The 13,078-nt window shown below is 69.7% G+C and carries 10 protein-coding genes; all 10 read left to right on the top strand.

What is annotated here, in order from left to right; genetic code table 11:
• The first annotated feature begins 127 nt into the window (after positions 1-127).
• Positions 128-1,642, top strand: coding sequence for a bifunctional tetrahydrofolate synthase/dihydrofolate synthase (gene folC, locus ACWC94_RS04545; protein WP_450794889.1), 1,515 nt, complete (start codon positions 128-130; stop codon positions 1,640-1,642).
• A 9-nt stretch (positions 1,643-1,651) separates the two neighbouring features.
• Positions 1,652-2,014 (top strand): DUF4233 domain-containing protein, encoded by a 363-nt coding sequence (locus tag ACWC94_RS04550; RefSeq protein ID WP_450794890.1) that lies wholly within the window; start codon positions 1,652-1,654, stop codon positions 2,012-2,014.
• A 65-nt stretch (positions 2,015-2,079) separates the two neighbouring features.
• Positions 2,080-2,493, top strand: coding sequence for a nucleoside-diphosphate kinase (gene ndk / locus ACWC94_RS04555; protein WP_189941963.1), 414 nt, complete (start codon positions 2,080-2,082; stop codon positions 2,491-2,493).
• Between the two features lie 314 nt (positions 2,494-2,807).
• Entirely contained in the window at positions 2,808-3,827 is a 1,020-nt protein-coding gene (locus ACWC94_RS04560; protein WP_031158632.1) for a rod shape-determining protein, read from the top strand.
• Between the two features lie 156 nt (positions 3,828-3,983).
• A complete protein-coding gene (mreC, locus tag ACWC94_RS04565; RefSeq protein ID WP_450794891.1) occupies positions 3,984-4,922 on the top strand; it encodes a rod shape-determining protein MreC in 939 nt (312 codons plus the stop codon).
• Positions 4,923-4,935: 13 nt separating this feature from the next.
• On the top strand, positions 4,936-5,613 hold the full coding sequence (mreD, locus tag ACWC94_RS04570; RefSeq protein WP_450794892.1) for a rod shape-determining protein MreD: 678 nt from the start codon (positions 4,936-4,938) through the stop codon (positions 5,611-5,613).
• A gap of 116 nt (positions 5,614-5,729) precedes the next feature.
• Complete coding sequence (gene mrdA, locus ACWC94_RS04575; RefSeq protein WP_450794893.1) at positions 5,730-7,988, top strand: penicillin-binding protein 2; 2,259 nt, start codon at positions 5,730-5,732, stop codon at positions 7,986-7,988.
• A complete protein-coding gene (rodA, locus tag ACWC94_RS04580) occupies positions 7,985-9,184 on the top strand; it encodes a rod shape-determining protein RodA (RefSeq protein WP_450794894.1) in 1,200 nt (399 codons plus the stop codon). Before mrdA ends, rodA begins: the two co-directional genes overlap by 4 nt.
• 120 nt (positions 9,185-9,304) lie before the next feature.
• Positions 9,305-10,813: a CYTH and CHAD domain-containing protein gene (locus tag ACWC94_RS04585; RefSeq protein ID WP_450794895.1), complete on the top strand. Its 1,509-nt coding sequence runs from the start codon at positions 9,305-9,307 to the stop codon at positions 10,811-10,813.
• 70 nt (positions 10,814-10,883) lie between these two features.
• A complete protein-coding gene (locus ACWC94_RS04590) occupies positions 10,884-12,854 on the top strand; it encodes a TIGR03960 family B12-binding radical SAM protein (RefSeq protein ID WP_450794896.1) in 1,971 nt (656 codons plus the stop codon).
• The last annotated feature ends 224 nt before the right edge of the window (positions 12,855-13,078 follow it).

Genomic DNA, 13,078 nt, shown 5'->3' on the forward strand with positions numbered 1-13,078 from the left:
TGCGGCTCCGCCGCGTGGGCGGGATCAGCCACGACGCACCCGCGGCCGGCCTACGGGACAAGCCACCCCGTACCGGCGCCCGAAGCCACCGCACCCTTTGTCACTGCCGCTCCGTAGACTGGGCCCCGTGAGCGACCACCCCGGCACCAGCGACACCCCCGAGCCCCTCGACAGCTTCGACGAGATCATCGAGGCCGAAACCACCCGCGACCCCGACCTCGCCGTGATCGAGGCCGGCAGCCGAACCCTGCGTACCCAGGGCGGGCAGCCGCACGCCGACGTGCCCGCGCGGCCGGAGGACCCGGAGGTCGACCGGGCCCTGCGCGAGGTCGAGGCGGAGCTGGCCACCCGCTGGGGCGAGACCAAGCTGGAGCCCTCGGTCAGCAGGATCTCCGCGTTGATGGACGTACTCGGCGAGCCCCAGCGCTCGTACCCCTCGATCCACATCACGGGCACCAACGGCAAGACCTCCACCGCCCGCATGATCGAGGCCCTGCTCGGCGCCTTCGAGCTGCGCACCGGCCGGTACACCAGCCCGCACGTGCAGTCGATCACCGAGCGCATCAGCCTCGACGGCGCCCCGGTCTCCGCCGAGCGGTTCATCGAGACGTACCAGGACATCAAGCCGTACGTCGAGATGGTGGACGGTCAGCAGGAGTACCGGCTGTCCTTCTTCGAGGTCCTCACCGGCATGGCGTACGCCGCGTTCGCGGACGCCCCCGTCGACGTGGCCGTCGTGGAGGTCGGCATGGGCGGCTCCTGGGACGCCACCAACGTCATCGACGGTGACGTCGCCGTGATCACCCCCATCGACCTGGACCACACCGACCGCCTGGGTGAGACGCCCGCCGAGATCGCCGGTGAGAAGAGCGGCATCGTCAAGCAGGACGCCACCGTGATCCTGGCGCAGCAGCCGGTGGACGCGGCGCAGGTGCTGCTGAAGAAGGCCGTCGAGGTGGACGCCACGGTCGCCCGCGAGGGGCTGGAGTTCGGGGTCGTCGACCGGCAGATCGCCGTCGGCGGGCAGCTGCTCACGCTGCGCGGCCTCGGTGGCGAGTACCCCGAGGTGTACCTCCCGCTGCACGGCGCCCACCAGGCGCACAACGCGGCCGTCGCCCTCGCCGCCGTCGAGGCGTTCTTCGGTGTCGGCGCGCAGCGCGCGGAACCGCTGGACTTCGACACCGTCCGCAAGGCCTTCGCCGCCGTGTCGTCGCCGGGGCGCCTGGAGGTCGTACGGCGCTCTCCGACGATCGTGCTGGACGCCGCGCACAACCCGGCGGGCGCCCGCGCCACCGCCGAGGCCGTGCAGGAGGCGTTCGACTTCAGCCGGCTGATCGGCGTCGTGGGCGCGAGCGGCGACAAGAACGTGCGGGGTCTGCTGGAGGCCTTCGAGCCGATCTTCGCCGAGGTCGTCGTCACACAGAACTCCACCCCCCGGGCCATGGACGCGGACGAGCTGGCCGCGATCGCGGTCGAGGTGTTCGGCGAGGAGCGGGTGCAGGTCGAGCCGCGGCTGCCGGACGCCCTGGAGGCCGCGATCACGCTGGCCGAGGAGGAGGGCGAGTTCGCGGGCGGCGGTGTGCTGGTCACCGGTTCCGTCATCACCGTCGGCGAGGCCCGGCTGCTGCTGGGGAAGGGCTGAGGACCGCAGATGCGTACGCTGTGTGCGTCGACCCTGATCGGCGAGTTCTTCGTCATCGGGTTCGCCGGGCTCGTCGCCATGAAGGACCCGAGCCTGTCCCTGTCGACGGTGTGGCTGGTCAGCGGTATCGCCATGCTGCTGAGCGTGCTGCTGTGCGGCATGGTGACCCGGCCCGGCGGGGTGGCCCTCGGCTGGGCCCTGCAGATCGCGCTGATCGCCTCCGGTGTCTTCGTCCCGACCATGTACTTCCTGGGCGCGGTCTTCGCGGCGCTGTGGTGGGCGTCGGTGCACTTCGGCAGAAAGGTGGACGAGGCGAAGGCCAGGTTCGCCGCGCAGGCGGAGTCCGGATCCACCCCGGCTGACGCTGCGTAACGGGCCCTTCGACACGCCCTGTAACCTCGTCCCACCGCAGACGTCAGTCAACAAGGAGTCCTCCCGTGAGCCAGCGCACCCTCGTCCTCCTCAAGCCCGACGCCGTCCGTCGCGGCCTGACCGGCGAGATCATCAGCCGTATCGAGCGCAAGGCCGGCTGGCAGATCACCGCGCTGGAGCTGCGCACCCTGGACCAGGACACCCTGGAGCAGCACTACGGCGAGCACAAGGGCAAGCCCTTCTACGAGCCGCTGGTCGAGTTCATGTCCTCCGGCCCGGTCGTGGCGCTGATCGTCGAGGGCGAGCGGGTCATCGAGGGCGTGCGCGCGCTCGCCGGCCCGACCGACCCGATCGCCGCCGCCCCCGGCTCGATCCGGGGCGACTACGGCGTGATCGTCCGCGAGAACCTGATCCACGCCTCGGACTCCGAGGAGTCCGCCGAGCGCGAGGTGAAGATCTTCTTCCCGGGCCGGGCGTGAACCGCGGCGAGCTGAGTTTTCGGTAATTTTTCTGAGTGGGCGTCAGTTTCGCCGGGTGGCGCCTGACCAGGGACGGCCGTACATTTCCGGCCGTCCCTTGGCATATGCATTGCCGATCGGGGGAACGCGTGCCTCCGTTGGACCGTCTCCACAAGCGAGGCGGCCCGCCATCTGGTGACAATGGCGGAGACCCTCGCACAGTGTCCGTGCAGGCGCGTTTACGATGGAAGCCTTCACGTCACAGCACCCGCCTCGCCGTCCTGACATGCCCTCAAACGTTCGGGAAGGCCAGATGAATCCGGATGGGGAACTCAATGTCGTTCATCGGCCGTGACATGGCTGTCGACCTCGGGACCGCCAACACGCTGGTGTACGTCAGGGGTCGCGGAATCGTACTCAACGAACCGTCCGTCGTCGCGATCAACACCAACACGGGTGGGATCCTCGCGGTCGGTGCCGAAGCGAAGAAGATGATCGGCCGGACGCCGGGCAACATCGTGGCCGTCCGCCCGCTGAAGGACGGTGTGATCGCCGACTTCGAGATCACCGAGCGGATGCTCCGCTACTTCATCCTGAAGATCCACAAGCGGCGGTATCTCGCCCGTCCGCGGGTGGTCGTCTGTGTGCCCTCGGGCATCACGGGTGTCGAGCGCCGCGCCGTGATCGAGGCGTCCTCCCAGGCCGGTGCGCGCCAGGTGCACATCATCGAGGAGCCCATGGCGGCCGCCATCGGCTCCGGTCTGCCGGTCCACGAGGCCACCGGCAACATGGTGGTGGACATCGGCGGCGGCACCACGGAGGTCGCGGTCATCTCGCTCGGCGGCATCGTCACCGCCCAGTCCATCCGGGTCGCGGGCGACGAACTGGACAACGCGATCATCCAGTACATCAAGAAGGAGTACAGCCTTCTGCTGGGTGAGCGCACGGCCGAGCAGATCAAGATCACGATCGGTTCGGCGTACGACCTCGACGCCGACGAGCACACCGAAGTCCGCGGCCGGGACCTGGTCTCCGGGCTGCCGAAGACGGTCGTGATCTCGGCCGCCGAGGTCCGCAAGGCGATCGAGGAGCCCGTCAACGCGATCGTGGACGCGGTCAAGACGACCCTCGACAAGTGCCCGCCGGAGCTGTCCGGCGACATCATGGACCGAGGAATCGTTCTGACCGGCGGCGGAGCCCTGCTGCGCGGGCTCGACGAGCGGCTGCGGCGGGAGACCGGCATGCCGATCCACATCGCCGAGGACCCGCTGGACAGCGTCGCGCTCGGCTCCGGGAAGTGCGTCGAGGAGTTCGAGGCGCTGCAGCAGGTCCTGGACGCCCAGCCGCGCAGATGACATAACACTTCGATTCCGCCGTACGAGACGTTCTCCGCTCGTGCGGCGGATCGTTGATGAGAGGCATAAGCTCCCACAAATGGCCCCTGGGGCTTGCGTATCGCGCCCGCAAAGGGGCTCCCGAATTCCTATTGAGGAAGGGCACGGCCGCCGCACGTGAGGGACACGAAAGAGAGCCGGCTGCTCCTGGTCCTGCTGGTTGCCATCGCATTCGCGCTGATCACGGTGGACATCCGCGGGGGCAGGAACTCCCCGGTCGACGGTGCCCGGCAGGCCGCGGCCGCGGTGTTCGGCCCGGTTGAGAACGGGCTGTCCTCGGCGGTCGACCCGGTCGGCAACGCCGTCTCGGCGATCCGGGACTCCGGCAGCCGGCACGACCGGCTCGCGACCCTGGAGAAGGAGAACGCGGCCCTCAAGGCGAAGCTCGGCAGCGACGACCGCAACCGCAGCCGCCTCAACCAGTTCGACAGGATGCTGAAGATCGCCGGCGAGGGCCAGTACGGCATCAAGGGCGCCCAGGTCATCGCCATAGGCGCGGCGCAGGGCTTCTCCTGGACCATCACCATCGACGCCGGCGCCAACGACGGCATCAAACGGGACATGACCGTCCTCAACGGCGACGGGCTCGTCGGCCGGGTCACCACCGTCGGCCCCGACACCTCCACCGTGCTGCTCGCCAACGACCCCGACTTCACCGTCGGCACCCGCATGGAGGGCAGCGACGAACTCGGCTTCGCCTCCGGGCAGGGCGACCGCCCGCTGCGCGTGGAACTGCTCAACGGCAAGGCGGAGGTGAAGAAGGGCGACCGGCTCGTCACCTTCGGCTCGGAGGCCGACCGTCCGTTCGTGCCGGGCGTCCCGGTCGGCGTGATCTCCCGGGTCGAGCCCTCCAACGGCGGCCTCACCCGCACGATCTACGTCACCCCGTACGTCGGCTTCACCAAGCTCGACATCGTCGGTGTGGTCGTCCAGGCCCCGAAGAAGGACCCGCGCGACGAGGTCCTGCCGGCCAAGCCCAAGCCGGTTCCGACGCCGACGGTGACGGTCACCGTCAACCCGTCCGCCGACGCGACCGCCAACGACGAGCAGCAGTAGGAGCTGAATCCCCATGCGTGTCAACCGGATCCTGCTCTCCTCCGCGCTGGTCGTCGTGGCCCTGGTGATCCAGGTGAGCGCCCTCGCCCGCCTGCATCTGCCGGGCGCCGTGCCCGACCTGCTGCTGCTCACCGTCCTCGGCCTCGCCATGGTGTACGGCCATGTCGGCGGCGCCCTCGTCGGCTTCGGCGCCGGGCTGCTCGCCGACCTCGCGCCGCCCGCCGACCACGCGGCGGGCCGCTATGCCCTCGTGCTGTGCGTCACCGGCTACTTCGCCGGGCTCATCAGGCCGGAGAACGGCCGCCTGAAGTCGGCGACCGGCCCGATGGCCGTGGTGGTCGCCGCCGCCATCGGCTCCACGCTGCTGTACGCGGGCGTCGGCGCGCTGGTCGGTGACACCGCCGCCCGCCATGTCGGCCTGCCCGGGCTGCTGTTCTCGGCGGCCCTGTACGACCTGCTGCTCGCCCCGTTCGTGGTCCCCGGGATCATGTGGCTGGCCCGCCGCTCCGACAACGACCCGCTCGCCGAGACCGGCCCCGCCACCAAGGCGGGTGACATCTCCACCGGCTGGCTCTCCTCCGGCACCGGCCTGCGCATCGGCAGCCAGCGCGGAGGCCTCGGCGCACTGAAGGCCAAGGCGCGCACCCGCTCCGCGCGGGTCAGCCGGATCAAGGGGGTCAAGCGGCTGTGAGTGCCCCCGAGTTCACTCGAACGGGTCAGTCTTCGCGGAACGCGGGCTCACAGGCTGATCGTTCACCATTCGTACGTGTACTCGCATTTGCGCACTGAGAGGGGGAGACAGCCGCAGTGACCAACATCCCCGAGACCGGTCGGACCCCACGGGTCCAGATCCGGCTCGTCGTGATCCAGATCCTTGTCCTCTCCCTCCTCGGCACGCTCGGCGGCCGGTTGTGGTACCTGCAGATCCGCGAGGGCGCCCAGTACCAGAAGGAGGCCTCCGGCAACCACGTCCAGCAGGTCGTCGACCCCGCCGTGCGCGGCGACATCCTGGACGCCCGCGGCGTGCCCCTCGCCGACAACGAGACCCGCCTGGTCGTCTCCGCCTCCCGCACCGACCTGCTCAAGCAGAAGGACGACGGCAGAGCGGTCCTCACCAAGCTGGCCGGTGTCCTCGGCATGAAGCCCGAGGAGGTGATCCAGAAGGTCCGGCTGTGCGACGCCAAGACCCCCCAGCCGTGCTGGAACGGCTCGCCGTACCAGCCGATCCCGATCACCGACGAGGCCACCCCCAAACAGGCGCTGCAGATCCGCGAGCGCTCCGAGGACTTCCCCGGCGTCACCGCCGAGCCCGAGGCCGTGCGCCGCTACCCGGGGCCGGGCAAGTCCAACACCGCGCAGGTGCTCGGCTATCTCTCGCCCGTCACCGACGCCGAGATCCAGAAGGCCAAGGACACCGACTCGCCCTATCTGCGCTCCGACATGGTCGGCCGCTCCGGTCTGGAGCGGCAGTACGACAAGCAGCTGCGCGGCAAGGCCGGCGTCACCCGCTACGAGGTGGACAACCTCGGCCGGGTCATCGGCAAGGCCAAGTCGGACGCCGCCGAGTCCGGATCCAACCTGGTCACCAGCATCGACTCCCGGGTCCAGCGCGTCGCCGAGTACGAACTCGACAAGGCGATGAAGGCCGCCCGCGGAACGTACGACAAGATCACCGGCGAGAACTACAAGGCCGACTCCGGTGCCGTCGTCGTCATGGAGGCCAAGACCGGCCGGATCGTCGCGATGGCCTCGGCACCGACCTACGACCCGAACGTGTGGGTGGGCGGCATCTCCGCCAAGGACTACAAGGCCCTCACCGGCAAGGACTCCGACTACCCGCTGCTCAACCGGGCCATACAGGGTCAGGCCGCACCCGGCTCGACGTTCAAGGTGGTCTCCACGGCCGCCGCCGTCAACGCCGGTTACGTCTGGGACGGCGGTTACCCGTGCACCAGCTCCTACTCGGTGGGCGGCCAGGTCTTCAAGAACTTCGAGGGCGAGAACTTCGGCCCCATCTCCCTCGGCCGCGCCCTGGAGGTCTCCTGCGACACCGTCTTCTACGGCCTCGCCGACAGGGAGTGGAAGAGGGACGGCGGCCTCAACCCCAAGAAGGGCCAGCCGAAGGACTACTTCTTCAAGACCGCCCACCAGTTCGGCCTCGGCAAGGAGACCGGCATCGACCTGCCCAACGAGGTCGCCGGCCGCGTCCCCGACCGCCAGTGGAAGCTCGACTACTGGAAGGCCAACAAGGACGCCTGGTGCAAGAGCGGCAAGAAGGACGGCAGCTACGTCGAGAAGATCGCCTACGAGAACTGCCTCGAGGGCAACAAGATGCGTGAGGGCGACGAGATCAACTACTCCATCGGCCAGGGCGACACCCTCGTCACGCCGATCCAGGAGGCGATGATCTACGGCGCGGTCGCCAACGGCGGCACCGAGTACTACCCGACCATCGGCAAGGCGATCATCAGCCCCGACGGCAAGACCGTCCAGGAGATCAAGCCCAAGGTGCAGCGCAAACTGCCGGTCAGCCAGGCCACCCTCAAGGGCATGGACGACGCCTTCGCGGGCGTCATCACCCGCGGTACCGCCGCCTGGAAGTTCGGCGGCTGGCCGCAGAACAAGATCCCGCTGCACGGCAAGACCGGTACGGCGGAGGTCTACGGCAAGCAGACCACGGGCTGGCTGGCCACGTACTCCAAGGACTACTCGGTGATCATGACGATCTCCCAGGCCGGTACCGGTTCCGGTTCCGCCGGTGAGGCCGTGCGCAACATCTACAGCGCGCTCTACGGCGTCCAGGGCGACGGCTCCATCGACAAGAAGAAGGCGCTGCTGCCCAAGCCGCAGACAGGCCTGCCGAAGGTCCGCACGGACGGCACGATCATCAACCCCAAGGTCACCGGCGACCCCGCGAAGGACGCCGAGAAGGCCCAGCAGGACAACCCCAGCAACGGGGACGACCAGCAGCCCGCCACCACGGCCTCGCCCGGCACGGGCAACCGCAACACCCGCAGACGGCCACGCGGCAACCGCCGGAGGGGAAGCCGGAGGATGCCCTCATGACCGGCGCGAACAGCTTCTCCGTCTCCGGGTACGGCCCCGAGCGGGCCCGCTGGACCAGGATCTTCGCCCGTGACTCGCTCACCCGCCGGCTCGACTGGCCGATCCTGTTCGCGGCCGCCGGGCTGTCCCTGCTGGGCTCGCTGCTGGTGTACTCCGCGACCCGCAACCGCACTGAGATCAACCAGGGTGACCCGTACTACTTCCTGATCCGGCACCTGATGAACCTCGGCATCGGGCTCGCCCTGATGATCGGCACCATCTGGCTCGGGCACCGCGCCCTGCGCAACGCCGTGCCGATCCTCTACGGCATCTCGCTGTTCGGGGTGCTGCTGGTGCTCACCCCGGTCGGCGCCACCATCAACGGCAGCCGCAACTGGATCGTGTTCGGCGGCGGCTTCTCGCTCCAGCCCGCCGAGTTCGTGAAGATCACGATCATCCTGGGCATGGCGATGATACTGGCGGCCCGGGTCGACGCCGGGGACAAGCCGTACCCCGACCACCGCACGGTCCTGCAGTCGCTCGGTCTGGCGGCCGTGCCGATCCTGATCGTGCTGCTCATGCCCGACCTCGGCACGGTCCTGGCCATGGTGTCCATCATCCTGGGCGTGCTGCTCGCCTCCGGCGCCTCCAACCGCTGGATCTTCGGCCTGCTCATCGCCGGTGTGATGGGCTGTGTCGCCATCTGGCAGCTGCACATCCTGGACGCGTACCAGATCAACCGCTTCGCGGCCTTCGCCAACCCGGACCTGGACCCCGCGGGCGTCGGCTACAACACCAACCAGGCCCGCATCGCCATCGGCTCCGGCGGCCTGACCGGCGCCGGCCTCTTCCACGGCTCGCAGACCACCGGCCAGTTCGTGCCCGAGCAGCAGACGGACTTCGTCTTCACGGTGGCGGGGGAGGAGCTGGGCTTCCTCGGTGCGGGCCTCATCATCTTCCTGCTGGGCGTGGTGCTGTGGCGCGCCTGCCGCATCGCCCGTGACTCCACCGAGCTGTACGGGACGATCGTGGCCGCCGGGATCGTCGCCTGGTTCGCCTTCCAGTCCTTCGAGAACATCGGTATGACCCTCGGCATCATGCCGGTCACCGGTCTGCCCCTGCCGTTCGTCTCCTACGGCGGCTCGTCGATGTTCGCGGTCTGGGTGGCCGTGGGACTGCTGCAGTCGATCAAGGTGCAGAGACCCATGTCGGCGTAGGTCGGTGGCGGTCCCGCCGCGACCCCGACCGGTGTTCACCGGGTGAATGGCCGGAGTTTTCCCGCCATTCACCCGGGACGGACTCTGCCGCGCCGCCCCGCGGCCCACTAGATTCAATTCATGGCGGATGCGAAACGCGAGATCGAGCGCAAGTACGAGTCCGACGACAGCGGGCTGCCCGACCTCACCGGTGTCGGCGGAGTGGCGGCCGTCCTGGACAAGGGCCTGATGGAGCTCGACGCCACCTACTACGACACCGCTGACGAATGCCTGGCCGCCGCCGCACTCACCCTGCGCCGCCGCACCGGAGGCTCGGACGCCGGCTGGCATCTGAAGTTCCCGGTCGCTCCCGGGGTGCGGGACGAGATCCGGGCCCCGCTCTCCGACACCGTCCCCGAGGAGATCGCCGCCCTCGTGCGCTCCCGGGTCCGGGGCGCCGAGCTGGTCCCGCTGGTCCGGCTGCGCTCCGCCCGTGACGTGCGCCACCTCGTCGACGCCGACGGTGCCCTGCTGGCCGAGGCGAGTGTCGACGCGGTGACCGCCGAGCGGCTCACCGGCGGGGGCGGGGCAGCCCAGTGGACCGAGATCGAGGTGGAACTGGCCGACGACGGCGACCCCGCCTTCCTCGACCGGGTGGAGAAACGGCTGCGCAAGGCCGGGGTGCGCCCTTCGGCGTCGCCGTCGAAGCTCGCCCGCGCCCTGGAGCAGACCGCCCCGGAACGCAGCCGGACCAGCGGGAAGGGCGAGCCCGCACCGCCGGAGACGGCCGGCGACCACGTCCTCGCCTATCTGCGCGCCCAGCGGGACGCACTGGTCGAGCTGGACCCCGCCGTCCGCCGGGACGTGCCCGACTCCGTGCACCGCATGCGGGTCGCCACCCGCCGGGCCCGCAGCACCCTGCGCAGCTTCCGCTCCGTCCTCGACCGGGCCGTCACCGACCCCGTCGGGGACGAGCTGAAGTGGCTCGCGGGCGAGCTGGGCCTGGACCGCGACCAGGAGGTGATGGCCGAACGCCTGGGGGCCGCCCTCGACGCCCTCCCACCGCACCTCGTCATGGGCCCGGTCCACGAACGCGTCACGTCCTGGGCCGAGGCCCGGCACGGCGGCGCACACGCCCATCTGACCGCCGTCCTGGACTCCCGCCGCTATCTGACCCTGCTCGACACCCTGGACGCCCTGCTCGCCGACCCACCCCTGCGCAAGGCCGCCGCGAAACGGCCGGAGACGGCACTCGCCAAGGCCGTCGACAAGGACCTGGCGACCCTGTCCGCCCTGATCGAGCAGGCGATCGCCGCCCCGCCCGGCGAGGAACGCGACCTCGCCGTGCACGAGGCCCGCAAGAAGGCCAAGCGCACCCGGTACGCGGCCGAGGCGGCCACCCCGGCCCTCGGAAAACCGGCCCGCACCCTGACCAAGGGCATGAAGTCCCTGACCACCCTGCTCGGCGACCACCAGGACAGCGTCATGACCCGGCTGACCCTGCGCGAGCTGTCCGCGGTGGCACACGCGGCAGGGGAGAGCACGTTCACGTACGGGGTGCTGTACGGACGCGAGGAGGCCCGGGCGGCGCAGGCCGAGGCGGAGCTGCCCGGCCTGTGGAAGGAGATCAGCTCGGCGGCGTCCGGCTGAGCGTACGGGGGAGTCCGCCGGGCGGGTTACGCTTGATGGTCACCCCTGTCAGCTCACGAAGGTTCGCGAGATGCCTGCCGAAGCCGCCGAGTCGGTGTTCCCGCAGCTCGAAGCACTGCTCCCGCACGTGCAGAAGCCCATCCAGTACGTCGGCGGAGAGCTCAACTCCACGGTCAAGCCGTGGGACGAGTGCGACGTCCGCTGGGCCCTCATGTACCCGGACGCGTACGAGGTGGGTCTGCCCAACCAGGGCGTCATGATCCTCTACGAGGTCCTCAACGAGCAGGAGGGCGTCCTCGCCGAGCGCACCTACAGCGTGTGGCCGGACCTCGAGGCGCTGATGCGCGAGCACAACGTCCCCCAGTTCACGGTGGACACCCATCGCCCGGTGAAGGCCTTCGACGTGTTCGGCCTGTCCTTCTCCACGGAACTGGGCTACACGAACATGCTCACGGCCCTGGACCTCGCCGGGATCCCCCTGGAGTCCAAGGACCGCACGATCGAGGACCCGATCGTCCTGGCCGGCGGCCACGCCGCCTTCAACCCGGAGCCGATCGCCGACTTCATCGACGCGGCGATCATCGGCGACGGCGAGCAGGCCGTGCTCGACATGACCCGGATCATCCGCGAGTGGAAGGCCGAGGGCTGCCCCGGCGGCCGCGAGGAGGTCCTCTTCCGCCTGGCGAAGACGGGCGGGGTGTACGTCCCGGCGTTCTACGACGTCGAGTACCTCCCCGACGGCCGTATCGCCCGCGTGGTCCCGAACAAGTCGGGCGTCCCCTGGCGCGTCTCGAAGCACACGGTCATGGACCTGGACGAGTGGCCCTACCCCAAGCAGCCCCTCGTCCCCCTGGCGGAGACGGTCCACGAGCGCATGTCGGTGGAGATCTTCCGCGGCTGCACGCGCGGGTGCCGCTTCTGCCAGGCCGGCATGATCACCCGCCCGGTGCGCGAGCGCTCGATCACGGGTATCGGCGAGATGGTCGACAAGGGCCTCAAGGCGACAGGCTTCGAGGAGGTGGGCCTCCTGTCCCTCTCCTCCGCGGACCACTCGGAGATCGGCGACATCGCCAAGGGCCTGGCCGACCGCTACGAGGACGACAAGATCGGCCTGTCCCTCCCCTCCACGCGCGTGGACGCCTTCAACGTGGACCTGGCGAACGAGCTGACGCGCAACGGCCGCCGCTCCGGTCTGACCTTCGCCCCCGAGGGCGGCTCGGAGCGCATGCGCAAGGTCATCAACAAGATGGTGTCCGAGGAGGACCTCATCCGCACCGTCGCCACCGCCTACGGCAACGGCTGGCGCCAGGTGAAGCTGTACTTCATGTGCGGCCTGCCCACGGAGACCGACGACGACGTGCTGCAGATCGCCGACATGGCGACGCACGTCATCCAGAAGGGCCGTGAGGTCTCCGGCTCGAACGACATCCGCTGCACGGTCTCGATCGGCGGCTTCGTCCCCAAGCCCCACACCCCCTTCCAGTGGGCCCCGCAGCTCTCCGCGGAGGAGACGGACGCCCGCCTGGCGAAACTGAGGGACAAGATCCGCGGCGACAAGAAGTACGGCCGCTCGATCGGCTTCCGCTACCACGACGGCAAGCCGGGCATCGTCGAGGGCCTGCTCTCGCGGGGCGACCGCCGCATCGGCGCGGTGATCCGCGCGGTGTACGACGACGGCGGCCGCTTCGACGGCTGGCGCGAACACTTCTCCTACGACCGCTGGATGGCCTGCGCCGACAAGGCCCTCGCCCCCTACGGCGTGGACGTCGACTGGTACACCACCCGCGAGCGCACCTACGAGGAGGTCCTTCCCTGGGACCACCTCGACTCCGGCCTGGACAAGGACTGGCTCTGGGAGGACTGGCAGGACTCCCTCGACGAAACAGAGGTCGAGGACTGCCGCTGGACCCCGTGCTTCGACTGCGGTGTCTGCCCCCAGATGGACACGGCCATCCAAATCGGCCCGACCGGCAAGAAGTTGCTGCCGCTGACGGTCAAGAACGCAGGTCCGACGCCGGCTTCGAGTGGTCACACCCACTGACGTGAGCGAGACACTCGATCGGGTGGTTGAGGCGCTGGCGGGGGCGAGCGAGGACGAGGTGGCGGCTGCGCTGGCTGCGGCCGGGTCCGGCTTGCCCGACTGCTCGGACCCCGGCCGGGTCTGCGCTCCTGTCTCCGCCCTGCCCTGCTCCAGCCGGCCGGCGCCCGTGCCGCACACACAGCGATCAGCCGCCTGAGGCCAGGGAAGGGGTACGTCGTGGCTGG

It is taken from the genome of Streptomyces sp. NPDC001135 (assembly GCF_053598395.1).